At 71.1% G+C, this 25,720-nt stretch carries 25 protein-coding genes; 21 read left to right on the top strand and 4 right to left on the bottom strand.

Features of this window, described 5'->3' with window-relative positions; genetic code table 11:
• Positions 1-382: 382 nt before the first annotated feature.
• From BV907_RS13960 to BV907_RS13940, 5 genes are read left to right on the top strand one after another with little or no spacing between them, the layout of a single operon-like run.
• On the top strand, positions 383-922 hold the full coding sequence (locus BV907_RS13960) for an MARVEL/CASP family protein (RefSeq protein WP_077490348.1): 540 nt from the start codon (positions 383-385) through the stop codon (positions 920-922).
• A gap of 9 nt (positions 923-931) precedes the next feature.
• Complete coding sequence (locus BV907_RS13955) at positions 932-1,777, top strand: exodeoxyribonuclease III (RefSeq protein ID WP_077490347.1); 846 nt, start codon at positions 932-934, stop codon at positions 1,775-1,777.
• A gap of 16 nt (positions 1,778-1,793) precedes the next feature.
• Positions 1,794-2,843: a tryptophan--tRNA ligase gene (trpS, locus tag BV907_RS13950; protein WP_077490346.1), complete on the top strand. Its 1,050-nt coding sequence runs from the start codon at positions 1,794-1,796 to the stop codon at positions 2,841-2,843.
• A 3-nt stretch (positions 2,844-2,846) separates the two neighbouring features.
• On the top strand, positions 2,847-3,446 hold the full coding sequence (locus BV907_RS13945) for a 2'-5' RNA ligase family protein (protein ID WP_077490345.1): 600 nt from the start codon (positions 2,847-2,849) through the stop codon (positions 3,444-3,446).
• Positions 3,400-4,653 carry a YihY/virulence factor BrkB family protein gene (locus tag BV907_RS13940; protein ID WP_342745557.1) on the top strand — a complete coding sequence of 418 codons (1,254 nt, stop codon included), beginning with the start codon at positions 3,400-3,402 and terminating at the stop codon, positions 4,651-4,653. Before BV907_RS13945 ends, BV907_RS13940 begins: the two co-directional genes overlap by 47 nt.
• A 72-nt stretch (positions 4,654-4,725) precedes the next feature.
• Here the strand turns inward: BV907_RS13940 and BV907_RS13935 are convergent, their stop codons facing one another.
• From BV907_RS13935 to sdhC, 4 genes are read right to left on the bottom strand one after another with little or no spacing between them, the layout of a single operon-like run.
• Positions 4,726-5,505 (bottom strand): succinate dehydrogenase iron-sulfur subunit, encoded by a 780-nt coding sequence (locus tag BV907_RS13935; protein ID WP_077490344.1) that lies wholly within the window; start codon positions 5,503-5,505, stop codon positions 4,726-4,728.
• On the bottom strand, positions 5,505-7,304 hold the full coding sequence (gene sdhA / locus BV907_RS13930) for a succinate dehydrogenase flavoprotein subunit (protein ID WP_077490343.1): 1,800 nt from the start codon (positions 7,302-7,304) through the stop codon (positions 5,505-5,507). Before sdhA ends, BV907_RS13935 begins: the two co-directional genes overlap by 1 nt.
• A 30-nt stretch (positions 7,305-7,334) precedes the next feature.
• Entirely contained in the window at positions 7,335-7,817 is a 483-nt protein-coding gene (locus BV907_RS13925) for a succinate dehydrogenase hydrophobic membrane anchor subunit (protein ID WP_077490342.1), read from the bottom strand.
• Position 7,818: 1 nt separating this feature from the next.
• Positions 7,819-8,199 (bottom strand): succinate dehydrogenase, cytochrome b556 subunit, encoded by a 381-nt coding sequence (gene sdhC / locus BV907_RS13920; protein ID WP_077490341.1) that lies wholly within the window; start codon positions 8,197-8,199, stop codon positions 7,819-7,821.
• A 259-nt stretch (positions 8,200-8,458) separates the two neighbouring features.
• On the opposite strand from sdhC, the gene BV907_RS13915 reads away from it, so the two are divergent.
• The 16 genes from BV907_RS13915 to BV907_RS13840 all read left to right on the top strand — a co-directional run bounded on the left by BV907_RS13915 (position 8,459) and on the right by BV907_RS13840 (position 25,693).
• Positions 8,459-9,613 (top strand): mannose-1-phosphate guanylyltransferase, encoded by a 1,155-nt coding sequence (locus tag BV907_RS13915; protein ID WP_077490340.1) that lies wholly within the window; start codon positions 8,459-8,461, stop codon positions 9,611-9,613.
• 68 nt (positions 9,614-9,681) lie between these two features.
• A complete protein-coding gene (locus tag BV907_RS13910; RefSeq protein ID WP_077490339.1) occupies positions 9,682-10,884 on the top strand; it encodes an amidohydrolase in 1,203 nt (400 codons plus the stop codon).
• 209 nt (positions 10,885-11,093) lie between these two features.
• Positions 11,094-12,197 carry a BMP family lipoprotein gene (locus BV907_RS13905; RefSeq protein ID WP_077490338.1) on the top strand — a complete coding sequence of 368 codons (1,104 nt, stop codon included), beginning with the start codon at positions 11,094-11,096 and terminating at the stop codon, positions 12,195-12,197.
• A gap of 132 nt (positions 12,198-12,329) precedes the next feature.
• Positions 12,330-13,949, top strand: coding sequence for an ABC transporter ATP-binding protein (locus BV907_RS13900; protein ID WP_077490337.1), 1,620 nt, complete (start codon positions 12,330-12,332; stop codon positions 13,947-13,949).
• Positions 13,946-15,232 carry an ABC transporter permease gene (locus BV907_RS13895; RefSeq protein ID WP_077490336.1) on the top strand — a complete coding sequence of 429 codons (1,287 nt, stop codon included), beginning with the start codon at positions 13,946-13,948 and terminating at the stop codon, positions 15,230-15,232. Before BV907_RS13900 ends, BV907_RS13895 begins: the two co-directional genes overlap by 4 nt.
• Positions 15,229-16,518, top strand: a complete 1,290-nt coding sequence (locus BV907_RS13890) for an ABC transporter permease (RefSeq protein ID WP_077490335.1) — start codon at positions 15,229-15,231, stop codon at positions 16,516-16,518. Before BV907_RS13895 ends, BV907_RS13890 begins: the two co-directional genes overlap by 4 nt.
• On the top strand, positions 16,505-16,939 hold the full coding sequence (locus BV907_RS13885; protein WP_077490334.1) for a cytidine deaminase: 435 nt from the start codon (positions 16,505-16,507) through the stop codon (positions 16,937-16,939). The genes BV907_RS13890 and BV907_RS13885 overlap by 14 nt, the downstream gene beginning before the upstream one ends.
• Entirely contained in the window at positions 16,936-18,264 is a 1,329-nt protein-coding gene (locus BV907_RS13880) for a thymidine phosphorylase (RefSeq protein WP_077490333.1), read from the top strand. The genes BV907_RS13885 and BV907_RS13880 overlap by 4 nt, the downstream gene beginning before the upstream one ends.
• A 111-nt stretch (positions 18,265-18,375) precedes the next feature.
• The gene (locus BV907_RS13875; protein WP_077490332.1) at positions 18,376-19,041 is read left to right on the top strand and encodes a DedA family protein; all 666 of its coding nucleotides are present in this window, start codon (positions 18,376-18,378) and stop codon (positions 19,039-19,041) included.
• A 66-nt stretch (positions 19,042-19,107) separates the two neighbouring features.
• Complete coding sequence (locus BV907_RS13870) at positions 19,108-19,842, top strand: DedA family protein (protein WP_175637478.1); 735 nt, start codon at positions 19,108-19,110, stop codon at positions 19,840-19,842.
• 9 nt (positions 19,843-19,851) lie between these two features.
• Positions 19,852-20,994 carry an adenosine deaminase gene (locus BV907_RS13865; RefSeq protein ID WP_077490331.1) on the top strand — a complete coding sequence of 381 codons (1,143 nt, stop codon included), beginning with the start codon at positions 19,852-19,854 and terminating at the stop codon, positions 20,992-20,994.
• Positions 20,995-21,006: 12 nt separating this feature from the next.
• Positions 21,007-21,765, top strand: a complete 759-nt coding sequence (locus tag BV907_RS13860; RefSeq protein WP_077490330.1) for a MazG nucleotide pyrophosphohydrolase domain-containing protein — start codon at positions 21,007-21,009, stop codon at positions 21,763-21,765.
• 147 nt (positions 21,766-21,912) lie between these two features.
• Positions 21,913-23,193 carry a phosphopyruvate hydratase gene (gene eno / locus BV907_RS13855; protein ID WP_077490329.1) on the top strand — a complete coding sequence of 427 codons (1,281 nt, stop codon included), beginning with the start codon at positions 21,913-21,915 and terminating at the stop codon, positions 23,191-23,193.
• Between the two features lie 111 nt (positions 23,194-23,304).
• Entirely contained in the window at positions 23,305-23,910 is a 606-nt protein-coding gene (locus tag BV907_RS13850; protein ID WP_077490328.1) for an FtsB family cell division protein, read from the top strand.
• Positions 23,911-23,999: 89 nt separating this feature from the next.
• Positions 24,000-24,719, top strand: coding sequence for a DUF501 domain-containing protein (locus tag BV907_RS13845; protein WP_077490466.1), 720 nt, complete (start codon positions 24,000-24,002; stop codon positions 24,717-24,719).
• On the top strand, positions 24,716-25,693 hold the full coding sequence (locus BV907_RS13840) for a Ppx/GppA phosphatase family protein (protein WP_077490327.1): 978 nt from the start codon (positions 24,716-24,718) through the stop codon (positions 25,691-25,693). The genes BV907_RS13845 and BV907_RS13840 overlap by 4 nt, the downstream gene beginning before the upstream one ends.
• Positions 25,694-25,720: the final 27 nt, after the last annotated feature.

Genomic DNA, 25,720 nt, shown 5'->3' with positions numbered 1-25,720 from the left:
GCTGAGCTTTCCACAGGTGCTGCCTTGAGCCGCTTGTGCTGGGAGGATTCACCCAGCAGAAGCGTGCCAAGCCAGCAGATGCTCGCTGGCTCAGAAGGGCACGACGGCGTGGTCCCGCGGCCCGACCCGGCGCCCCCCATCTCGGCGTCCCACCACCCCATCTCGGCGTCCCACCACCCCATCTCGGCGTCCCACCACCCCACTTCGGCGTCCCACCACCCCACTTCGGCGTCCCACCACCCCACTTCGGCGCCCCGCCACCCCACTTCGGCGTCCCACCACCCCACTTCGGCGCCCCACCACCCCATCTCGGCGTCCCGCCACCCCATCTCGGCGGGATGGATGGGCGGGGCGGGGCCGCGGGTCTGGGAGAATGGGGCCCATGCAGAGTCTCGGCCATCCCAGCCCGTCCCAGCAGCCCGGTCCCGCAACCCAGGGGTCACGCCGCCCGGGTGGGTTCAGGGTCGGCGCGCTCGGCCTCTCGGTGCTCGTGCTGGCCTTCCTGGTCGCCGTGATCTTCGCTGCGAACCAGAACGACGTCATCGGCTGGGTCGTGGCCGTCATCTCGCTCGGCTGGCTCGCGTTCGCCGTCTTCGTCTTCCTCACGGTCCGGGGCGCCGGGCGCCGCGCCCAGGCACGGTTCGAGGAGGCCGCGCGGCAGTTCGGCGGCCGGGCGCCGAAGATGTCCGGCGGCTCGGCAGGTGAGGCCCGCACGGTCGACGACGCCCGCGACCTCAAGCTCGACCACTCCTTCAAGATCATCCAGGTCCAGGAACGGGTCGTCCGCGACAACCTCGGCAAGGACGCCGACCAGGTCGCCCGCGCCCTCGAGACCATCCAGATCACCGCGGCAAACGCCCGCGACATGCTGCGCCCCGACCCCGAGGGTCCCGTCACCGGGACCCTCGTCGACGAGGGGTAGAGTGGCACAGTGACCCGCGACGATACCCCCACGACGCCTGCCTACGCGCCCAAGCGCGGGGCGCTGCGCATCGCCACCGTCAACGTCAACGGCCTGCGCGCCGCATGGCGCAAGGGGATGCCGGAGTGGCTCGCGACGCGCGACGTGGACATCCTCTGCATGCAGGAGGTCCGGGCCCCCGATCCGTTCGTCAACGAGTACTTCGAGGGCTGGAACGTCCTGCATGCCGAGGCCGACGCGAAGGGCCGCGCCGGCGTCGCCATCGCCTCGCGCGAAGCGCCGACCGAGACCCGCATCGGGATCGGGGAGGACTACTTTGCGACGGCGGGCCGCTGGGTCGAGGCGGACTTCGCGCTCAAGGGCGGGGAGCAGCTGACGGTCGTGAGCGCCTACGTGCACTCGGGCGAGGCGGGCACGCCCAAGCAGGATGACAAGTACCGCTTCCTCGACGTCATGCTCAAGCGCCTTCCCGAGCTCGCGGAGCACAGCAAGTACGCCCTCGTCGTGGGCGACCTGAATGTCGGCCACACGCCGCTGGACATCCGCAACTGGAAGGCGAACCAGAAGCGCGCGGGATTCCTGCCCGAGGAGCGGGCGTACTTCGACCGCTTCTTCGGCGACGAGATCGGCTGGAAGGACGTCCACCGCGAGCTCGCGGGCCAGGTCGACGGACCGTACACGTGGTGGTCGCAGCGCGGCAGGGCCTTCGACAACGACACGGGCTGGCGCATCGACTACCAGATGGCCACGCCCGCCCTCGCCGCCGCGGCGAAGAACGCCGTCGTCGACCGCGCGACGGCGTGGGACACCCGCTGGTCCGACCACGCCCCACTCGTCATCGACTACAAGCTCTAGACCGGAAGCTCACTTCATGACCAACGCCACGACCCCCGCCACCCGCCCGCGGCTGCTCTCCGGCATGCAGCCCTCGGGCGAATCGCTGCACCTCGGGAACTACCTCGGCGCGCTCGTGAACTGGGTCGCGCAGCAGGACGAGTACGACTGCTACTACTTCATCCCGGACCTGCACGCCATCACGGTCCCCCAGGACCCGGCGGAGCTGCGCCACCGCACCCGGCAGACGGCTGCCCAGTACATCGCCGGCGGGATCGACATGGACAAGGCCACGCTCTTCGTCCAGTCCCACGTGCCCGAGCATGCCCAGCTCGCGTGGGTGCTCATGTGCATCACCACGTTCGGCGAGGCCTCCCGGATGACCCAGTTCAAGGACAAGTCCGCCCGCCAGGGGCAGGAGTCGGCGAGCACGGGCCTCTTCACCTATCCCATGCTCATGGCCTCGGACATCCTGCTCTACAAGCCCTACGGCGTGCCCGTGGGGGAGGACCAGCGCCAGCACCTCGAGCTCGCCCGCGACCTCGCGCACCGCTTCAACACCCGCTTCGGCGAGACGTTCCCCGTCCCCGAGCCGCTCATCCCCCGCACGTCGGCCAAGATCTACGACCTGCAGAACCCGATGGCGAAGATGTCCAAGTCCGCCGATTCGCCCAACGGGCTCATCAACCTGCTCGACGATCCGAAGGTCACGGCCAAGCGCATCAAGTCCGCGGTGACGGACACCGAGACGGTCATCAGGTACGACCGCGAGGCCAAGCCCGGCATCTCGAACCTCCTGAGCATCTACTCGACGATCACGGGCCGCACCATCGAGGACATCGTCGCCTCCTACGAGGGCAAGATGTACGGCCACCTCAAGGTCGACCTCGCCGAGATCGTCGTCGAGGCCCTCGCCCCGATCAAGGCCCGCACCGAGGAGCTCCTGACCGACCCCGCCGAGCTCGACCGGCTCCTGGCGCACGGCGCGGCCAAGGCCCGCGAGATCGCGGTGCCCACGCTCGCGGAGGTCTACGAGCGCGTCGGCTTCCTTCCAGCCTTCGCCCCGGCGGCCGCCACGATCGCCTAGCCCATGCCCGAGCTCGACAACGCCAGGACGGCGGGCGGCGCCGCGCCCGCGGCGGCGCCGGCGCCGCTCGTGGGGGTCATCCTCGGCTTCCCCGAGCGGATCGCGCGGGAGCTCAGGTCATGGCGCGCCTCCTTCGGCGACCCCATGGCAGAGGTCATCCCCGCACACATCACGCTCGTGACGACGACCGAGACGGACGACTGGGACGCGACGGTGGACCACGTGCGCTCCGTCGCGGCGGGTGCCGAGCCCTTCCGGGTCGAGCTGGCCGGGACGGGCTCGTTCCGGCCGGTCTCCCCGGTGGTCTACCTCAAGGTCACGGACGGCTTCGACGAGTGCGTCCGCCTGCACGAGGCGCTCCAGCAGGGGCCGCTCGAGCGGACGCTCCCGTTCCCCTACCACCCCCACGTGACGGTGGCCCACGACGTGCCGACCGAGCAGCTCGACGCCGCCGAATCGGCGCTCCACTCCTACAGCGAGTCCTTCACCGTGGCTAGCATGGGCCTGTACGAGCACGATGCCGAGGGGTTCTGGCGGCTGAGGGAAGAGCTTCGATTTGGCGCAGCAGAGGACGAAGACCGCGAACGGCCGTACGCCGGCTGAGCAGCCCCTGCCGACTGAGCGCGCGAAGCTCCGCCTCGAGGTCCTTCGCCGGCGGCAGGACGTCGGCAAGGCCCGGCGGAACCGGGAGGGCACGGTCAAGGTCACCCTCGCGATGGTGCAGTGGCTCGTCGCGCGGCTCAAGGCGTTCCGCCCCGTGCGGGTCTTCCAGCACTACACGCTCGCCCACGGTCCGCTCATGAGCGCTGGCATCGGCTTCACCATGTTCTTCTCCGTCTTCGGCCTCCTGGCCACGGGCTTCTCCCTCGCGGCCCTCGTGCTCGCGGGGCAGCCGGCTCTCGTCGACCGGGTCGTGGCGAGCGTCGCCGCCGCGGCGCCGGGCCTGCTCAGGGTGGACGGCTCAGAGGGCCTCGTCGACCCCGATGACCTGCTCAACCCCACGGGCCTCGGCGTGGCAGCGATCATCGCCGTCGTCGTGACCGTGTTCTCGTCGCTGGGCTGGATCACGGGCCTGCGCGACGGGCTGCGCGGCGTCGTGGGGCTGCCTCCGCTCACGGTCAACCCCGTCCTGCTCAAGCTGCGGGACATCGGCACGCTCCTGCTTCTGGGCGTGCTCATCGTCGTCACGTCCGCCGTGAGCATCGTCTTCACCGCGGCGCTGGACTTCATCGCCGGCAACTTCGGGCTCGACGGGGCGCTCATGCGCCCGGTGGGCTGGCTCGTGGGCCTCGCGGTGCCCCTCGCCCTCAACACGGTGACAGCCGTCATCATGTTCCGCCTCGCGGGCGGGCTCACGCTCGGCCGCCGGGCCTTCATTGAAGGCGCGGTCCTCGCCGGCGTCGGCACCTCGCTCCTGCAGGCGTTCAGCACCCAGCTGCTGGCCCGGGCGGGGGCGAACCCTCTTCTCGCGCCGTTCGCGATCATCATCGGCCTGCTCATCTGGTTCAACCTCGTGAGCCAGGTGTACCTCCTGGCCGCGGCCTGGAGCACAGTCCGGCAGGCCGACCTCAGCGCCGCCGGCCACCACGCGGCCGAGGCCTTCGGCTCCGCGCGCGTGGGCCTGCATGCCTCCCCGGCGCTCATCCGCGCCCGTCAGCACGCGGTCCACGGCCCAGCACCCGCTCCGGCGGCCCGGAACGCGGACGACGGCGAGCGGCGGCACCCAGCCGGGGGTCGCCGTCGTGCGCTTCACCCGGTCCAATGGCTCCGTGGCCTGCGGAAGGGCGGCGGCGAGGCACCGGTGCGCTGACGCGCAGAGGGCGCCGCTGCGGTGCAGCGGCGCCCTCTGCGCGACTCCGGGCCGTGCCCGGGGATCAGTACCTCAGAACTGGCGGGCCAGGATGGCCTGCTTGACCTCGGCAATCGCCTTGGTCACCTGGATGCCGCGCGGGCACGCCTCCGAGCAGTTGAAGGTCGTGCGGCAGCGCCACACGCCCTCCTTGTCGTTGAGGATCTCGAGGCGCATGTCGCCGGCGTCGTCGCGCGAGTCGAAGATGAACCGGTGCGCATTCACGATCGCGGCCGGGCCGAAGTACTGCCCGTCCGTCCAGAACACCGGGCACGAGGACGTGCACGCGGCGCACAGGATGCACTTGGTCGTGTCGTCGAACCGCTCGCGGTCTTCGACCGACTGGATGCGCTCCTTCGTGGGCTCGTGGCCCTTGGAGATGAGGAACGGCATGATCTCGCGGTACGACTGGAAGAACGGCTCCATGTCCACGATGAGGTCCTTCTCCACCGGCAGGCCCTTGATGGGCTCCACCAGGATCGGCTTGGACGTGTCGAGGTCCTTCAGGAGCGTCTTGCACGCGAGGCGGTTGCGGCCGTTGATGCGCATCGCATCGGAGCCGCACACGCCGTGCGCGCACGAGCGGCGGAACGAGACGGAGCCGTCGTGCTCCCACTTGGCCTTGTGCAGGGCGTCCAGCACGCGGTCCGTGCCGTACATCGTGAGCTTGAAGTCGTCCCAGCGGACCTCCTCGGAGACCTCGGGGTCGTAGCGGCGCACGCGCAGCGTGATGTCGAAGCTCGGCACCGCGCCGCCGCTGGACCCGGCGGGGAGCTCGACCTTGGATGCGGGTTCGGCAGTTGCAGCAGACATCAGTACTTACGCTCCATCGGCTCGTAGCGGGTGAAGACGACGGGCTTGGTGTCGAGCCGGATGCCAGCCACGCCCTCGGCCGAGGACTCCGCCGTGACGGACGTGTCCAGGTAGGCCATCGAGTGCTTCATGAACTTGGCGTCGTCGCGGTCCGGGTAGTCCTCGCGGTAGTGGCCGCCGCGGGACTCCTCGCGGTGCAGGGCGCCGACGGTCATGACCTTGGCGATCTCGAGCAGGAAGCCGAGCTCGACGGCCTCGAGCAGATCGAGGTTGAAGCGCTTGCCCTTGTCCCCGACGGAGATGTTGGCGTAGCGCTCCTCGAGCTTCTCGATGTCGCGCAGCACGGTCTCGAGGGACTCCTGGGTGCGGAACACCTGCATGTTCGTGTCCATGGTCTCCTGCAGGTCGCGGCGGATGTGCGCGACGCGCTCCGTGCCGCTCGCGCTGCGCAGGGACTCGAGGAGGCCCTCCGTGAACGCGGCCGGTTCCTCCGGCAGCTCGATGAACTCCGCGGTCTTGGCGTACTCGGCGGCGTGGATGCCCGCGCGCTTGCCGAAGACGTTGATGTCCAGGAGCGAGTTGGTGCCGAGGCGGTTGGAGCCGTGGACCGAGACGCACGCGACCTCGCCGGCGGCGTAGAGGCCCGGGACGACCGTGTCGTTGTCCTGGAGCACTTCGGCCTTGATGTTGGTCGGGATGCCGCCCATCGCATAGTGCGCGGTCGGGTACACCGGGACCGGCTCGGTGAACGGCTCGACGCCGAGGTAGGTGCGGGCGAACTCCGTGATGTCCGGGAGCTTCGCCTCGATGTGCTCGGGCTCGAGGTGGGTCAGGTCGAGGTAGACGTAGTCCTTGTTCGGGCCGGCGCCGCGGCCCTCGCGCACCTCGTTGGCCATCGCGCGGGCGACGATGTCGCGCGGCGCGAGGTCCTTGATCGTCGGGGCGTAGCGCTCCATGAAGCGCTCGCCCTCCGAGTTGCGCAGGATCGCGCCCTCACCGCGGGCGCCCTCGGTCAGGAGGATGCCCAGGCCCGCGAGGCCGGTCGGGTGGAACTGGAAGAACTCCATGTCCTCGAGCGGGATGCCGCGGCGGAAGGCGATGCCCATGCCGTCGCCCGTGAGCGTGTGCGCGTTCGAGGTCGTCTTGAAGACCTTCCCGGCGCCGCCCGAGGCGAACACGACCGATTTGGCCTGGAAGACATGCAGCTCGCCCGAGGCGAGGTCGTAGCTCACGACGCCGGCGACGCGCTTCTGCTTGTACGGCGTGCCGTCGGCGCGGGTCGCGTCCTCCTCGACGATGAGGAGGTCGAGCACGTAGTACTCGTTGTAGAACTCGACGTTGTGCCGGACGCAGTTCTGGTAGAGCGTCTGGAGGATCATGTGGCCCGTGCGGTCCGCGGCGTAGCACGCGCGGCGCACCGGGGCCTTGCCGTGGTCACGGGTGTGGCCGCCGAAGCGGCGCTGGTCGATCCGGCCTTCGGGGGTGCGGTTGAACGGCAGGCCCATCTTCTCGAGGTCCAGGACCGCGTCGATGGCCTCCTTGGCCATGACCTCAGCGGCATCCTGGTCGACGAGGTAGTCGCCGCCCTTGATGGTGTCGAAGGTGTGCCACTCCCAGTTGTCTTCCTCGACGTTGGCCAGGGCGGCGCACATGCCGCCCTGGGCTGCGCCGGTGTGGGAGCGGGTGGGGTAGAGCTTGGTCAGCACGGCGGTGCGCGCGCGCTGGCCCGCTTCGATGGCTGCGCGCATGCCGGCGCCGCCGGCGCCGACGATCACCACGTCGTATTTGTGGACCTGCATGCTTTGATGCTTCCTTCTCGTCGGGGCGCGCTACGGCGCGGGGCAGTAGTCGGCGACATGGCGGACGCCGTCGATCACGGGGCACGGGTCGAACGTGAAGATCACGAGCGTGCCGAGGATGACGATGAGCGCGGTGGCGGCGTAGAGGACGACCTTGAGCCAGAACCGGACGCTGTCGCGCTCCGCGTAGTCGTTGATGATCGTGCGGACGCCGTTGGTGCCGTGGAGCATCGCGAGCCAGAGCATCGCGAGGTCCCAGAACTGCCAGAACGGGTCGGCCCACTTGCCGGCGACGAAGCCGAAGTCGATCGCGTGGATGCCCTCGCCGACGAGGAGGTTCACGAAGAGGTGGCCGAAGATGAGGACCACGAGGACGATGCCGGAGAGGCGCATGAACAGCCACGCGAGCATCTCGAACTGGCCCCTCGCGCCACCGGAGCGGAGGTACTGCGGCGCGACGCGGCCCGTCTGCGACGTGCTGCGCGGGGCGCGGATCTCAGGTGCGGCGCTCATGTCAGTGGCCTCCCAGCGCAAGCGACAGATGGCGGATCGCGAAGCCGGCGAAGGCCACGAGCCAGATCACGAGCACGGCCCACAGCAGCTGGCGCTGGTACTTGGGGCCGCTCTTCCAGAAGTCGACCAGGATCACGCGCAGGCCGTTGAAGGCGTGGAAGAGGATGGCGGCGACGAGACCCGTCTCGCCGAGGGCCATGAGGGGATTCTTGTAGGCGCCGATGACGGCCGTGTATGCCTCGGGGGACACGCGCACCAACGAGGTGTCCAGGACGTGGACCAACAAGAAGAAGAAGATGACGACGCCGGTGACCCGGTGTCCGACCCAGGACCACATGCCTTCACGGCCGCGGTACAGGGTGCCAGCTGGTTTTGTCGGCACTGAATAAACCTCCCTGCGGGCACCGGCGCCCGCATGGGGCCCATGCGGAGGGGGCAGCCGGTGCAGAGTGGCCCTTCCATGCAGCAGGACATGAAGTGGCACATTCGCTCTTGAGCTCCAGCCTAAATCTAGGCTTCGCTCAGAGCTTACCGAATTGCCCCTTTAAGGCCTCTGGGGGGCGTGGGAATTATCACGTTCTCCCCTCTTGCGTGCGCGGCGAGAGCGTGGGCGCGCCGGGCGCTCCGTTACAGTAAGGGCGATGAGCACACAATCTGCCCAGGCCGAGCCTGCCCCGACGCGCGCCCCCTTCGACCGCTTCGTCGCAGTGATCCCCGCGGGCGGAGTGGGGACGAGGCTGTGGCCGCTCTCCCGCGCCGCGGCGCCGAAGTTCCTGCACGACCTCACCGGCTCGGGCAGCACGCTCATCCGCGCGACCTACGATCGGCTCAAGCCGCTGGCCCAGGGCCGGTTCCTCGTCGTCACCGGCCGCGCGCACGAGACGGCCGTGTGCCGGCAGATTCCGGAGCTCGACCCGAACGACCTCGTGCTCGAGAGCGAGCCGAAGGACTCTGCCGCCGCCATCGGCCTTGCGGCGGCGATCCTGCACCACCGCAGCCCGGACACGATCATGGGCTCGTTCGCGGCGGACCAGGTCATCAGCCCCGACGACGTGTTCCAGGCCGCCGTGCGCGAGGCCGTCCACACCGCGGCCGTGGGCACGCGCGGGAAGATCGTCACGATCGGGATCGAGCCCACGCACCCGTCGACCGGGTTCGGCTACATCCGCGGCGGCGATGCCCTCGAGGTGCCCGGCGCCCCGAGCGCCCGCGCCGTCGCCGAGTTCGTCGAGAAGCCCAGCCTCGAGGTCGCCGAGAAGTACCTCGAGTCCGGGGAGTACCTCTGGAACGCGGGCATGTTCGTCGCCCCTGTCGCGCTCATGCTCGAGCACCTCGAGGCCAACGAGCCCGAGCTGCACGCGGGCGTGACCGAGATCGCCGCTGCGTGGGACACCCCCGAGCGCGACGAGGTCGCCGCGCGCGTGTGGCCGTCGCTGCCGAAGACCGCGATCGACTACGCCGTCGCCGAGCCGGCCGCCGCCGCCGGGGACGTCGCCGTCGTGCCCGGTGCCTTCCGCTGGGACGACGTCGGTGACTTCGCGGCGATCGGCCGGCTCAACAGCGCGCGCGAGGACAACAACGTCACCGTGCTCGGCGAGGGCGCGCGCGTCTTCGCCGACTCGGCCTCGGGCGTCGTCGTCTCCGACACGAAGCGCGTCATCGCGCTCATCGGCATCGAGGACGTCGTCATCGTGGACACGCCCGACGCGCTGCTCGTGACCACAAAGGAGCACGCCCAGAAGGTCAAGGGCGCGGTCGACGCCCTCAAGGCCAGCGGCGACACCGACGTCCTGTGACGCTGTTCTGTGACTTGGTCGAGTGCCGCCGCGCAGGGCGGAGGCGTTGGTGACGCTAGAGTGAACGGGTGCGGAACTATACGACGGAAGCCGAGCCCACGCCGATCGTGGGACCACGGCTCGAGGCCTTTCTCCCAGAGCTGATCGACTTCCGGCGCGACCTCCACGCACACCCCGAGCTCTCGTTCCAGGAGTTCCGCACCACGGACAGGATCATGGCGCGGCTCGAGAAGGCCGGGCTCGCCCCGCAGCGGCTCGAGGGCACGGGCGTCGTCGTCGACATCGGCTCCGGCTCCATCGCAACGGCCGTGCGCGGCGACATCGACGCCCTGCCGATCATCGAGGAGTCCGGCCTGCCGTTCTCCTCGCGCAACCACGGCGTCACCCACGCGTGCGGCCACGACGTGCACACGACGGCGGCGCTCGGCGCCGCGCTCCTGCTCGCCGAGATGGACCGCGAGCGACCGCTCGGCGCGACCGTGCGCGTGATCTTCCAGCCCGCCGAGGAGACCATGCCCGGTGGGGCGCTCTCGTGCATCGACCAGGGCGTGCTCTCGGGCGTCCCGCGGATCATGGCGCTGCACTGCGATCCTCGGATCGAGGTCGGGAGGATCGGCACGCGCATCGGCCCCATCACCTCGGCCTCGGACACGATCCGGATCGAACTCACGGGCCGCGGCGGCCACACGTCCCGCCCGCACCTGACCGAGGACCTCGTCTTCGTCCTCTCGCAGATCGCGATCAACGTCCCCGCCGTCCTGTCCCGCAGGGTCGACGTCCGAAGTGGCGTGTCCATGGTCTGGGGGCAGATCACCGCCGGCTCGGCGCCCAACGCGATCCCCGCGTCGGGGTCCTTGTCCGGGACCATGCGCTGCCTCGACCGCGAGGCCTGGCACAGCGCGGGCGAGCTCCTCGACGAGGTCGTCGAGCAGGTCGCGGCACCCTACGGCGTCGACGTGAGCCTCTCGCACACGCGGGGCGTCCCTCCGGTCGTGAACTCCGAGCACGAGACGGCGCTCATCGAGGCGGCCGCGCGGGCCGAGCTGGGGGAGGACGCCGTCGTGCTCACCCCGCAGTCGATGGGTGGCGAGGACTTCGCCTGGTTCCTCGCCGAGGTTCCCGGCTCGATGTTCCGGCTCGGCACCCACACCCCCGGCGGGGAGGAGTACGACCTGCATCGCGGCGACCTCGTCGTCGACGAGCGGGCGATCGGCTGCGGGGTCCAGGTCCTCGCCGCCGCGGCGCTGCGGAGCATCCGCGACCTGCTGTAGCACGGCAAGCGTCGGGCCCCGGTACCCAGCCTGAGCCGCACGCGTCGGCTGGCCACTACCCTGAGGTAACAGATTGCCAACGATCCGGTCGCGACTGGGACACCGGCGTGTGAAGGACTTGCTTCGGAGTAGTCTGTGACGTGTACCACGCGTCAGCGGCCGCGCCTCCGCATCCCGGCACGCCGCGCCCTGTGCATCTGGAGGAACCCATGATCACCACACGCCCCCATTTCGCGAAGACGGCCGCTGCCGGCGCGGCGCTGGCCGGCGCCGCGGCACTCGTCCTCTCCGCCTGCGGCGCACCGCCCGAGACGACTGGGCCCACCGCGAGCGCCCCTGACTTCATCGGCTGCATCGTCTCCGACTCCGGCGGCTTCGACGACCAGTCGTTCAACCAGTCCTCGTACGAGGGCCTCAAGAAGGCCGAGGCCGATCTGGGCATCCAGGTCAAGGAGGCCGAGTCCAAGAGCAACAACGACTACGAGACCAACCTCAACGGCATGATGTCGGCGGGCTGCAACCTCACGGTCACGGTCGGCTACCTCCTCGGCGACGCGACCAAGGCCGCGGCCGAGGCCAACCCTGACAAGCACTTCACGATCGTCGACTTCGCCTACGCGCAGCCGGTCCCGAACGTCAAGCCGGTCGTCTACGACACGGCCCAGGCGGCCTACCTCGCCGGCTACGCCGCCGCCGCGACCACCAAGACCGGGATCGTCGGCACGTTCGGTGGTGTGAAGATCCCCACGGTGACGATCTTCATGGACGGCTTCGCGGATGGCGTCGCGGCCTACAACCAGGCCAAGGGCAAGGACGTCCAGCTCCTCGGCTGGAACAAGGCGGCCCAGGACGGCACGTTCACGGGCGACTTCGAGAAGCAGGACAAGGGCAAGCAGTTCACCCAGAACCTGCTCGACCAGGGCGCCGACATCGTCATGCCCGTCGCCGGCCCGGTCGGCAAGGGCGCGGGTGCGGCCCTCCAGGAGGCCAAGGCCGCCGGCAAGGAGGTCGCCCTCATCTGGGTCGACTCCGACGGCTATCTCACCGCCCCTGACTACAAGGACATCATGCTCACGTCCGTCATGAAGAAGATGGACGAGGCGATCGAGGCCCTGGTCCGCGACGACACCGAAGGCAAGTTCAGCAACGAGCCCTACGTCGGCACCCTCGAGAACGACGGCGTGGCGATCGCGCCGTTCCACGACTACGACGCGAAGGTCAGCGCCGAGACCAAGGCCGAGCTCGAGCAGCTCAGGAAGGACATCATCGACGGCACGGTGACAGTCACGTCCCAGGCCAGCCCGAAGAAGTAGCCCAGCGGCCGCAGCTCATGCAGGCGCCGCCAGCACCGCGTGCCGGTGCTGGCGGCGCCTGTGCGTGCGCCCTAGGCTGAGGCTGCCGACGCGCGCGGACGGTGAGTGGCCCACAAGGAGAACGGTGGTGTCGTGAAGCTCGAACTCCAGGGGATCTCGAAGGCCTTCGGATCCTTCTACGCCAACCAGGACATCGACCTGACCGTCGAGGAGAGGCAGATCCACTGCCTCCTCGGGGAGAACGGCGCGGGGAAGTCCACCCTCATGAACGTCCTGTACGGGCTCTACGAGCCGACGTCGGGGCGCATCCTCGTCGACGGACGGCCTGTCCGGTTCGCGGGGCCGGGGGACGCGATGGCGGCCGGGATCGGCATGGTGCACCAGCACTTCATGCTCGTCCCCGTCTTCACCGTCGCGGAGAACGTCGCGCTCGGGGCCGAGGCCACGCGGGGCGCGGGCCTCCTCGACCTCGACGTGACCCGGACGCGGATCCGCGAGATCTCCGCCCGCTACGGCTTCGACGTCGACCCGGACGCGCTCGTCGAGGACCTCCCCGTCGGCGTCCAGCAGCGCGTCGAGATCATCAAGGCCCTCGTCCGCGAGGCCAAGGTGCTCATCCTCGACGAGCCGACGGCGGTCCTCACGCCGCAGGAGACCGACGAGCTGCTCGACATCATGCGCCAGCTCCGTGCCTCCGGCACCTCGATCGTCTTCATCTCCCACAAGCTGCGCGAGGTCAAGGCCGTCTCCGACGTCATCACGGTGATCCGCCGGGGAAAGGTCGTGGGGGACGCGGCGCCGGGCGCCTCGCCGTCGGAGCTCGCCGCCATGATGGTCGGCCGGCCTGTGAGCCTGTCCCTCGACAAGGCGCCCGCTGCCCCCGGTGAGACGACCTTCGAGGTGACGGGCCTGACCGTGACGGCACCGAACGGCACCCGGGCCGTGGACGGGCTCAGCTTCGCGATCGCGCGCGGGGAGATCCTCGCCGTCGCGGGCGTCCAGGGCAACGGGCAGACCGAGCTCACCGAGGCCATCCTCGGCCTGCAGGAACACGTGAGCGGCAGCGTCCGGCTCGAGGGGCAGGAGCTCCTCGGCCGCAGCGTCAAGGAGGTCCTGCGGGCAGGGGTCGGCTTCGTTCCCGAGGACCGCACGGTCGACGGGCTTGTTGGCCCCCTGTCCGTCGCGGAGAACCTCGTCCTCGACCTGTACGACCGTGAGCCCTACGCGCGCGGCATCGGGATGCGGCCGGCCGAGGTCAGGGCCAACGCGTCCCAGCGCGTCGAGGAGTTCGACATCCGCACGCCCTCGCCCGAGGCCGCCGCCGGGACCCTTTCGGGCGGCAACCAGCAGAAGGTCGTCATGGCCCGCGCGCTCTCGCGCCCGCTCAAGCTCTTCATCGCCTCCCAGCCCACACGCGGCGTCGACGTCGGCTCGGTCGAGTTCCTGCATCGCCGCATCGTCGCCGAGCGCGACGGCGGCACGCCCGTGCTCATCGTCTCGACCGAGCTCGACGAGGTGCTCGAGCTCGCCGACCGCATCGCCGTCCTCTACAAGGGCAGGCTCGTGGGGATCGTGCCCGCCGGCACCCCGCGCGACGTGCTCGGCCTCATGATGGCCGGCGTGACCCCGCCGAAGGCAGAAACAGACGCAGAAGCAGCGGCAGAACACGCGGCCGAGGCCGCCGCCGCGGACGCGGCCCAGGCCGAGGAATCCCCGAGGCCCACCCGTGACAGCGAAGGAGGGACCCTGTGAGCCAGCTCGACCCGTCGAGCAGCGCCCCGGTGGAGGACAGCCCGGCGACCGCCCAGGCCCCGCCTCCGGTGCCCGTCGCGGCGACGACGGCCGCGAAGACCGAGGGCGTGAGCGTCCTGCGCGAGATCGTGGCTGGCAGCGGCCTCGTGTCGCTGCTCGCCGTCGTCGCCGCCCTCGTCCTCGGCGGGCTGCTCATCGCGAGCACCGACCGGCAGGTCGGCCGGACGCTCGGGTATTTCCTCGCGCGGCCTACCGACTTCTTCCAGGCCCTCTGGACCGCCGGCACGAGCTCCTACGTCGCGCTCTTCCAGGGGGCGGTGTTCAACCCCCGGCAGGGTTTCGCGCCGCTGCTCGAGACGCTCACGGTCGCGACCCCGCTCATCTGCGCCGGCCTCGGCGTCGCCCTCGCCTTCCGGGCCGGGCTGTTCAACATCGGCGCCCAGGGGCAGATCATCATCGGCGGCACGCTCGCGGCCTACGCCGGCTTCGCGTGGCACCTCCCGTTCGGGCTGCACCTGCTCCTCGTCCTCGTCCTCGGGATCGTCGGCGGTGCACTGTGGGGTGGGCTCGTGGGCTACCTCAAGGCCCGCACCGGGGCTCACGAGGTGATCCTCACGATCATGTTCAACTACGTGGCCCTGTACCTCGTGGACTTCCTGCTCAACACGAGCGCCTTCCAGCGCCCCGGCGAGACCAACCCCATCTCGCCTCGGCTCGACGAGACGGCCGTGTTCCCCTCGCTCACGGGCTCGCGCCTGCACCTCGGATTCGTCGTCGCGATCGCCCTGACGGTCGCTGTGTGGTGGATCCTGTCCCGCTCGACGGTGGGCTTCGAGTTCCGCGCCGTCGGGGCCAACCCCTCCGCCGCCCGCACCGCGGGGGTCGACGTCGGCCGCTCGACGATCCTCGTCATGGCGCTCGCGGGCGCCCTCGCGGGTGCGGCCGGGGTCGCGCAGGTCGCGGGCACCGAGAAGGTGCTCACGACGGGCGTCGCGGCGAGCTACGGCTTCGACGCCATCACCGTCGCGCTCCTGGGCCGCTCGAGCCCCTGGGGCACGTTCGCAGCGGGCCTGCTCTTCGGCGCCTTCCGTGCCGGGGCGGTCCAGATGCAGATCCAGACGGGGACCCCGATCGACATCGTGCTCGTCGTGCAGTCACTCATCGTCCTGTTCATCGCCGCGCCGCCGCTGATCCGCTCGCTCTTCGGGTTCGGCCGGCGGGCGAAGCGGCGCGGACCGCGCGCCAGGCACGCCCAGGGCACGACCGCAGGAGGTGCCGCATGAGCGCCACAGCCGCCCCCGCCGTGAGCGCGCCCGCGATCTCCCCGGGTGCCCCCGTGGGCTGGAAGGTGCCCGCGACGCTCTCGGTGCTCGCCGTCGTCGCCCTCGTGGTGTTCGGCTTCCTCGGGTCGGCCCAGACGGCCGAGTTCGGGATCAGCGCGAGCGGCGACGCGTTCGCCCTCCCGGCGCTGCGCGTGCCGGGCATGGCGACGTCGATCGTGCTCGGCGTGCTCATGGCGGGCCTGGCCGCGTGGTCCGTGTGGCTCAAGCTCCAGGGCCGCAGGACGCCCGGCTGGGCCGGGCCGGTGTTCGCGGTGATGTTCGTCTTCTCGTTCCTCGTCTGGGTCGTGGCCAGCGCCCGGACGCCGTCGATCTCGCTCGCGGGCCTCATCGCCGGCGCCGTCACGCTCGCGGTCCCGCTCGTGTTCGGCTCGCTCTCCGGCGTGCTGTGCGAGCGCTCGGGCGTCGTGAACATCGCGATCGAGGGCCAGCTCCTCGGCGGGGCGTTCACGGCGGCGATCGTCGCGTCCGTCACCCGCAGCCCGGCCCTGGGCCTCGTGGCCGCGGCGGTCGCCGGGGCGCTCGTGTCGATGGTCCTGGCCGTGTTCTCGATCCGCTACCTCGTGAACCAGATCATCGTCGGCGTCGTCCTCAACGTCCTCGTCTCGGGGCTCACCGGGTTCCTCTTCACGACGGTCATGCAGGAGGACCCCGAGCTCTTCAACAGCCCGGGCCGCCTGCCGATCCTCGAGATCCCCGTCCTGAGCGCCATCCCGATCCTCGGCCCGATCCTGTTCAAGCAGTCGGTGGTCGGCTACCTCATGTACATCGCCGTCGCCGTGGTCTGGCTGGGCCTGTTCAAGACCCGCTGGGGGCTCCGCCTGCGCGCCGTCGGCGAGCATCCCAAGGCCGCGGACACGCTCGGGATCCGGGTCAACGCGACGCGCTTCTGGAACGTCACGCTCGGCGGCGCGATCGCCGGCATCGGCGGCTCCTTCTTCACGCTCGTGGCCATCGACAGCTTCACGAAGGAGATCTCCGGCGGGCGGGGGTTCATCGCCCTCGCGGCGCTCATCTTCGGCCGCTGGAACCCCATCGGCGCGTTCTTCGCCGCGCTCCTGTTCGGCTTCGCGGACAACCTCCAGGCCATCCTGACCATCATCGGCACCCCGGTCCCGAGCCAGTTCATGGCCATGATGCCGTACCTGGTGACGGTCTTCGCCGTTGCGGGGCTCGTGGGCCGTTCACGGCCGCCGGCCGCTGAGGGCATCCCGTATGTCAAGGGCTGACTCTTTTGGGCCGGACGCCGTCGACTGGGACGCCCTCGTCGCGGCCGCGACCGAGGCGATGCGCCGCGCCTACGCGCCCTACTCGCGCTTCCCCGTCGGCGCGGCGGCGCTCGTCGATGACGGGCGCATCGTCTCGGGCTGCAACGTCGAGAACGCCTCGTACGGCCTGACCCTGTGCGCGGAGTGCTCGCTCGTGAGCGCGCTCGCCATGGGCGGGGGCGGGCGGATCGTCGCGTTCGCGTGCGTCGACGCGGAGGGTGAGACCCTCATGCCGTGCGGGCGCTGCCGCCAGCTCCTCTACGAGTTCCGCGCCCCCGGCATGCGCCTGCTCACGACGCGCGGGGTGCGCACCATGGACGAGGTCCTCCCCGACGCCTTCGGACCCGAGAATCTGACCCCGACCGGAAGGAAGCCTGAGTGACCGCGAGCAGCCCTGGCGTCAGCGCCGAGCCCTACGACGCCGTCGACGTCATCCGCGCCAAGCGCGACCGCCGCGAGCTCGCCGACCCCCAGATCGACTGGGTCGTCGACGCCTACACGCGCGGCGCCGTCGCGGACGAGCAGATGTCCGCGCTGGCGATGGCGATCCTCCTCAACGGGATGACGCAGCGCGAGACGGCGCGGTGGACGACGGCGATGATCGCCTCGGGCGAGCGGCTGGACTTCTCCTCCCTGCGCACCCCGGGCGGGGGACGGAGGCCGACGGCGGACAAGCACTCCACCGGGGGGGTGGGGGACAAGATCACGCTCCCGCTCGCCCCGCTCGTGGCGGCCTTCGGCGTCGCCGTCCCCCAGCTCTCGGGCCGAGGCCTCGGCCACACGGGCGGGACCCTCGACAAGCTCGAGTCCATCCCTGGCTGGCGCGCGCAGCTCGGCAACGACGAGATGATGTCCCAGCTCGAGAGAGTCGGCGCCGTCATCTGCGCTGCGGGCGCCGGCCTCGCCCCCGCCGACAGGAAGCTCTACGCGCTCCGGGACGTGACGGGCACCGTCGAGGCGATCCCGCTCATCGCCTCGTCGATCATGAGCAAGAAGATCGCCGAGGGCACCGGGGCCCTCGTCCTCGACGTCAAGGTCGGCTCCGGGGCGTTCATGAAGGACGAGGCGCGGGCGCGGGAGCTCGCCGAGACGATGGTGGCCCTCGGGCAGGACGCTGGCGTGTCCACGGTCGCGCTCCTGACGGACATGGAGACCCCCCTCGGGCTCACGGCGGGCAACGCGATCGAGGTCGAGGAGTCGCTCGAGGTGCTCGCCGGCGGCGGGCCCGAGGACGTCGTCGAGCTCACCGTGCGCCTCGCGGAGGAGATGCTCGCCGCGGCGGGCGTCCACAGCGCAGACCCGGCGCGCGCCCTCCAGGACGGCCGCGCGATGGACGTGTGGCGGAAGATGGTGGCCGCGCAGGGCGGCGACCCGGACGCGCCCCTGCCGCGGGCGAAGGAGAGCGAGACCCTCTATGCGCCCGCCGACGGGGTCCTTGTGGGCCTCGACGCGCTCTCGGTCGGGGTGGCGGCCTGGCGCCTCGGTGCCGGGCGGGCGCGCAAGGAGGACGCCGTCCAGGCCGGGGCCGGAGTGCGGCTGCACGCCAAGCCCGGAGCGAGCGTGCGCGCCGGGGAGCCGCTCATGACGCTTCTGACGGACACCCCTGAGCGGTTCTCCCGGGCCAAGGAGGCCCTTGAGGGCGCGGTGACGATCGCCCCCGCCGGCTCCCGGCCCGCGCGCCGCCTCATCCTGGACCGGATCGCCTGACCCGGCGGGGGCCAGATCTGGGGGAGGTCCCTGAGCCGCCCCTGAGGGCGCCCTGAATCGCCGTACCGCGGGGACCGTGGGACCGGTTCCCCATGGGACACTGCAGGGGTGATGGAGCAGATCAACGAGGCGATCCTGGCGGCCGCCGGGCAGGGATGGGTGCCGATCGTCCTCTTCGCGTTCTGCACCATCGACGGGTTCTTCCCGCCCGTGCCGAGCGAGTCGCTCGTCGTCGGGCTCTCCTCCGTCGCGGCGTCGGCCGGGCTGCCCAACGCGTGGGCCCTGTTCTGCGCCGCCGCCGTGGGGGCGTTCGTGGGGGACAACATCGCCTACACGATCGGCCGGGCCGTCGGCGTGCACCGCTGGCGGTGGATGCGATCGCTGCGCATGCAGGCCGCGTTCCGCTGGGCCGGGCGCGAGCTGCGCAAGCGCGCGGCCTCCCTCATCATGGTGGCCCGCTTCATCCCCGTGGGCCGCGTCGCGGTGAACTTCACCGCGGGGGCCACCCACTATCCGCGCAGCCGCTTCGTGCCGCTCACGGCGCTCTCCGCGGTGCTCTGGGCGGGCTACTCGGTGTTCATCGGCCTGTTCTTCGGGCAGTGGTTCAAGGGCAACCACCTGATCGGCGCGACCATCGCCATCGTCTGCGCCGTCGCGCTCGGAATCGCCATCGACATCGTCATCTCCCGGGTGCGCGGCACGCTCCCCATCGAGGAGGAGCCGGAGCCCGCCACGCCCGCCGAGACACGCCTCCCGACGGATCCTCCCCAAGGCTGATGACGGGTCCAAACACAGCGTGCGACACTGAATCAAGTCACATTCGTCAAGGAGCGCCCCGGCATGCTGGACAGCATCAATGAAGTGATCCTCCATGCCGCAGGGCAGTGGTGGATCTACCCGATTCTGCTCGGCTTCTTCTTCGTTGACGGGTTCGCCATGGTCGCTCCGAGCGAAACGCTCATCGTCGCCCTCGCGGCCTACTGGCGGCACAGCGGCGAGCCGAACCTGTGGATCCTGGGCACGACCGCGCTCATCGGCGCCATCGCGGGCGACAACATGGCCTACCTCCTCGGGCGCAAGATCGGCACCGACCGCTGGAAATGGATGCGCCGGCGCAAGGTGCAGAAGGTCTTCGCCTGGGCACGGCACGAACTCGACAAGCGCGGCGCCGTCCTGATCTTCACGGCGCGCTACGTCCCGTGGGGCCGCGTGGCCGTCAACTACGTCGCGGGCACGACCCGTTTCCGCCACCGCACCTTCTTCTGGCTCGACGCGTTCGCGTGCCTCACGTGGGTCGGCTACTCCGTGGGCGTCGGGCTCCTCGCCAGCTCCTTCCCGTGGCTGCACGACAGCCCGCTCCTGGGCGTCCTCGTTGCCGTCGTGTTCGCCGTCGTCCTCGGTGTGGTCCTCGACCACGCGATCACCCTGTTCCACCGCTGGCGCGATACGGTCGACGCGCGCAAGGCGGCCGCCGAGGCCACGGCGGAGCACGAGCGCGAGCAGGCGGCCCGCCCGAGCGCCGCCCCCGACGACTACGCTCCGCGCGTGCCTGAAACGTCCCGCTCCATCGGTGACTAGAGTTGGAGCGTGACTGAGCCGAACATCCACGCTGCGCCGGACCTGACCTTCGACCTGCGGAGCCTGCCCAAGGTCTCCCTCCACGACCACCTCGACGGCGGCCTGCGCCCCGCGACGATCATCGAGCTTGCCGCCGAGATCGGGCACACGCTCCCGTCCACGGACCCGGTGGCCCTGGGCGAGTGGTTCCGCGAGGCGGCCGATTCCGGCTCGCTCCCGCGCTACCTCGAGACCTTTGACCACACGATTGCCGTCATGCAGACCGAGGCCGGCCTGCGGCGCGTGGCCCGCGAGTTCGTCGAGGACCTCGCGGACGACGGCGTCGTGTACGGCGAGGTGCGCTGGGCGCCGGAGCAGCACCTCACGCGCGGGCTCAGCCTCGACCAGGCCGTCGAGGCCGTCCAGGCCGGGCTCGAGGACGGCATGGCCGCGATCGAGGAGACCGGGCGCGTCATCGCCGTCGGCCAGCTCATCACCGCCATGCGGCACGCCGACCGCGGCCAGGAGATCGCCGAGCTCGCCGTCCGCCACCGCGACCGCGGCGCCGTCGGCTTCGACATCGCGGGCGCCGAGGACGGCTTCCCGCCCTCGCGCTTCGCCGAGGCCTTCACCTACCTCGCGCAGAACAACTTCCCCGCGACCGTGCACGCGGGCGAGGCGGCCGGTCTCGGGAGCATCCAGTCCGCGCTCGTCGACGGCCGGGCCCTGCGCCTGGGCCACGGCGTGCGGATCGCCGAGGACATCACCGTCGACTCGACCGACGAGGTCGACGACGACGGTGTGCCGATCCTCGACGTCACCCTCGGCTCGCTCGCGTCGTGGGTGCGCGACCGCGGCATCCCGCTCGAGGTGTGCCCGTCGTCGAACCTCCAGACCGGTGCGATCGAGCAGTGGGGAGAGGACATCCTCGACCACCCGATCGACATGCTCTTCGAGCTGGGCTTCAACGTCACCGTGAGCCCGGACAACCGCCTCATGAGCGGAACGACGCTCACGGATGAGTTCGAGCTGCTCATCGAGGCCTTCGACTACGACCTCGACGATCTGCTCGAGCTCACGCTCAACGCCGCCGAGGCCGCCTTCCTGCCGCTCGAGGACCGCGAGGACCTCGTCGAGTACATCAACCAGGCGTACGCCAACCTGGCCGAGTAGGCAGGGCGAAGGGTGAGCGCCGCCGTCGACCGTCTCGTGGAGGTCATCCGACTCCTGCGCGAGCACTGCCTGTGGACGGCGGCGCTCACGCACGCCTCGCTCGTGACGTACCTCATCGAGGAGTCCTACGAGCTCGTCGAGGCGATCGAGGACGGGCACCCCGAGGAGGAGCTCCGCGGCGAGCTCGCGGACCTGCTCCTCCAGATCGTCCTGCACGCGGAGATCGCCCGGGAGCGCGGCGCGTTCGACCTCGACGGCGTCGCGGAGGCGCTCACCGCGAAGATGGTGCGCCGCAACCGGCACGTCTTCACGCCCGACGGCGGGCTCCAGCCGAGCTTCCCGGCGACGATCGAGGAGATCATCGCCTCGTGGGACGAGGCCAAGCGGCAGGAGAAGGCGGCCAAGGCAGTCGGGGCCGACGAGCGCGACTCGCCCCGGCTCGTCGGGCCGGGGACGCTCGAGGGGCTCCCGCGCCACCTGCCCGCGCTCGCGCTCGCGCAGAAGGCGCTCGGGCGGGCCGAGCGACGCAGGGCCCTCGATGCCGCTGCCGCTGCCGAACGGGTCCAGGGCCCGACCCCAGTGTCCCAGGACCCCACTTGGGCGTCAGAGGCCCCCACCTCGGCGTCTCAGGCCCCCACCTCGGCGGGGTTGGGTGCGGCGTTTGCCACAGAGGACCAGCTCGGGGACTTCCTCCTCGACGTCGTGCGGGCGGCCCGGGCGCGTGGGCTCGACGCCGAAAGGGCGCTGCGCGCCGCCGTCGCCCGCCTTTGAACCGATCCAAGCCGCGGTAGGTCCGCAGGGGGTGCGTCACAAGGTCGCGGCTGGCGCTGCGGGCCGACTAGTCTGGGGACCGACACGGGTGGTCACCCTGAATTGCCCCGTTCGTCTTGCACGTTCCATTTACCGAGGAGCACATCCATGGCGCTTATCGATGCCATCCACGCCCGCGAGATCCTGGACTCCCGCGGCAACCCGACGGTCGAGGTCGAGGTCCTGCTGAGCGACGGTTCCCTGGGCCGCGCCGCCGTGCCCTCGGGCGCCTCGACGGGCGAGTTCGAGGCCGTGGAGCGCCGCGACGGCGACAAGGGCCGCTACCTCGGCAAGGGCGTCCAGCAGGCCGTCGAGGCCGTGCTCGACCAGATCGCCCCGGCCCTCGAGGGCTTCGACGCGACCGACCAGCGCGCGATCGACCAGGCGATGATCGACCTCGACGGGACCGCCAACAAGTCCAACCTCGGCGCGAACGCGATTCTCGGCGTCTCCCTCGCCGTCGCCAACGCGGCCGCCGACTCGGCCAACCTGCCGCTCTACAAGTACCTCGGCGGCCCGAACGCGCACGTCCTGCCCGTGCCGCTCATGAACATCCTCAACGGCGGCTCGCACGCGGACTCCGATGTGGACATCCAGGAGTTCATGATCGCCCCGATCGGCGCCGAGACCTTCTCCGAGGGCCTCCGCTGGGGCGTCGAGGTCTACCACAACCTCAAGAGCGTCCTCAAGGACAAGGGCCTCTCCACGGGCCTCGGCGACGAGGGCGGCTTCGCCCCGAACCTGCCGAGCAACCGCGCTGCGCTCGAGCTCATCACCGAGGCGATCCAGAAGGCCGGCTACACCCCGGGCAAGGACATCGCGCTCGCCCTTGACGTCGCCTCCTCCGAGTTCTACAAGGACGGCGCCTACCAGTTCGAGGGCAAGTCCCTCTCCGCCGCCGAGATGAGCTCGTACTACGCCGAGCTCGTCGCCGACTTCCCCCTCGTCTCGATCGAGGACCCGCTCGACGAGAACGACTGGGAGGGCTGGAAGGTCCTCACCGACACGATCGGCGACAAGGTCCAGCTCGTGGGCGACGACCTCTTCGTCACCAACCCCGAGCGCCTCCAGCAGGGCATCGACGCGAACACGGCGAACTCGCTGCTCGTGAAGGTGAACCAGATCGGCTCGCTCACCGAGACGCTCGACGCCGTGTCCCTCGCCCAGCGCTCGGGCTACACCACGATCACGTCCCACCGCTCCGGCGAGACCGAGGACACGACGATCGCGGACATCTGCGTGGCCACGAACGCCGGCCAGATCAAGACCGGCGCCCCGGCCCGCTCCGAGCGCGTCGCGAAGTACAACCAGCTCCTGCGCATCGAGGAGGAGCTCGACGACGCCGCGCGCTACGCCGGCCGCAGTGCCTTCCCGCGCTTCAAGGGCTGACACTCCCGCTCGACGCTGGGGCGGATGATGCGCCGCGGCGGCTATGGTTGAACGAGACCACTGCCGCCGCGGCGCTGCCGTTGTGGCGCCCAGCCCGTGACAAGGAGCTCTATGGCCACGCGTCGACCGGCCGTGCCCCGCACGACGGGCAACGCGCGCGCCGCGAAGCGCCCCGAGCCCTCGCCCGGGCCCCCCGAGGGCGCCGCATCCGCCGCGGGCATCCACCCGCGCGGCACCTCGCCCGGGCGTCCCCGCGCCACCCGCGCGGCCGCGCCGCCCCCGCGCACGGCCGCGGCGCCGCCGTCGTCCTCCGATGCGGCGCACGACGCCGGGCCCGTCCCCGCGCGGGCCTTCTCCGGCCGGATGCTGGCCCTCGCGGTCGTGCTCGTGGCGATCACGGTCATGCTCGCGCCGACCGTGCGCGTCTTCCTCAACCAGCGGGCGGAGATCAGCGCGCTCGAGGCGGACATCGCGTCGAAGCGGGCGGAGCAGGAGGGCCTGCGCCAGGAGATCTCCCGCTGGGAGGACCCGAACTACGTCAAGCAGCAGGCCCGGGACCGCATTAACATGGTCATGCCCGGCGAGACCTCCTACTGGGTGTTCGGCGACGCGGGCAGCCCGTCCGCGGCCAGCTCGGGCCCGTCCGCGCAGGGCGACCAGGATCAGCCCTGGCTGGCGGGCGTCTGGGACTCGCTGCGCCGCGCCGCGACCGACTGACGTCCCCGACCGGGCGCGGCGGCGCCCCCTGCGGGCCCGCCCGCCACCGACCGACAGCAAGGACCTCCAGAGAAGTGACCGAGTTCCCCATGACGACCGCCGACGAGCCCAGCGCGGACGACCTCGAGGTGCTCAGCCGGCAGCTCGGACGGCCCGTGCGCGACGTCGTCGCGATCCCCGCGCGGTGCGTGTGCGGCAACCCGCTCGTGGCCGCGACGGCGCCGCGCCTGTCCAGCGGCACACCCTTCCCGACGACCTTCTACCTCACGCACCCCGTCGTCACCTCCGCGGTCTCGCGGCTCGAGGCCGCCGGCGTGATGAACGAGATGAACGACCGGCTCACCGCGGATCAGGACCTCGCGGCCGCGTACCGCGGGGCCCATGAGGCCTACCTCGCCGCGCGCGCCGAGATCGGCCGCCGCGCCGGGACGGGCCCGGTGCCGGAGATCGACGGCGTCTCGGCCGGCGGCATGCCCACCCGCGTCAAGTGCCTGCACGTCCTCGTCGGCCAGTCGCTCGCGATGGGGGAGGGGGTCAACCCCCTCGGCGACGAGGCCATCGCGGGCATCGCCGAGTGGTGGACGCGGGACCGCTGCTACTGCGAGGGCGCGTGGGACACCGCCGGCCCGACCCCGGACAAGGACCTGTCGCGGCACGGGCCGCAGGGCCTGCCGTCGATGACCGGCCGGCCGGCCCCGGTGCGCCGCGCGGCACAGGATGCAGCGCACGACGCAGCAAAGGAAGCCGTGCAGGACGGCACAGCACACGAACGAGCGGGGGAGGCCCCGGGCCAGGAGGGCACAGCATGAGGGTCGCAGGCATCGACTGCGGGACCAACTCGATCCGTCTGCTCGTCGCAGACACCGTGTCGGAGCCGGGCGCGGCCGCGCAGGGCGGTCCGGAGAGGCTCGTCGACGTCCACCGCGAGATGCGCATCGTCCGGCTCGGCCAGGGCGTCGACGCGAGCGGCGTCCTGGCTCCCGAGGCCCTCGAACGCACGTTCGCCGCGACTGAGGACTACGCCGCGGTGATCCGCGAGCTGGGGGCCGAGCGGGTCCGCTTCGTCGCGACGTCGGCCACCCGCGACGCCCGCAACCGCGACGAGTTCGCCGCCGGCATCCGCGCGCGCCTCGGCGTGGCCCCCGAGGTGGCCAGCGGGGCCGAGGAGGCCTCGCTGAGCTTCGCCGGCGCCGCGAGCGTCCTGGGCCTCGCTGCCGGGCAGCCCGTGCTCGTCGTCGACCTCGGCGGCGGCAGCACCGAGTTCGTCCTCGGCGACGCCGCCGGCGTGATCGCGGCCCGCTCGGTCGACATCGGCTGCGTGCGGCTCACGGAGCGGCACCTCCGCTCCGACCCACCCACCCCGGAGGAGATCGCGGCGGCGGAGCACGACGTCGACCGCGGCATCGACGAGGCCCTCGCCGAGGTGCCCCTCGGCCGCGCGACGGCCGTCATCGGCGTCGCCGGCTCGATCACGACCATCACCGCGCACGCCCTCGGCCTGCCCTCCTACCAGCCCGAGCGGATCCACGGGGCCGAGTTGCCGCTCGCCGACGTGGCCGACGCGTGCTCGTCGCTCCTGTCGCTCACCCACGACGAGCGGGCCGCCCTGCGGTACATGCACCCGGGGCGGGTCGACGTCATCGGCGCCGGCGCCCTCGTGTGGCGTCGCATCCTCGTGCGCCTGGCCGAGCTCACCGAGGGACGCATCGCGACCGCCGTGACGAGCGAGCACGATATCCTCGATGGCATCGCCCTGAGCGCCGCGGCAGGTGCCGGCCTGTGATCCGCCGCGCGCTCGCAGTTCTGGCAG

It is taken from the genome of Sinomonas mesophila (genome assembly GCF_001999765.1).
Classification (GTDB): Bacteria; Actinomycetota; Actinomycetes; order Actinomycetales; family Micrococcaceae; genus Sinomonas; species Sinomonas mesophila.
The sequence above is the reverse complement of the archived record's forward strand: the minus strand, read 5'-3'. Positions and strand labels throughout refer to the sequence as shown.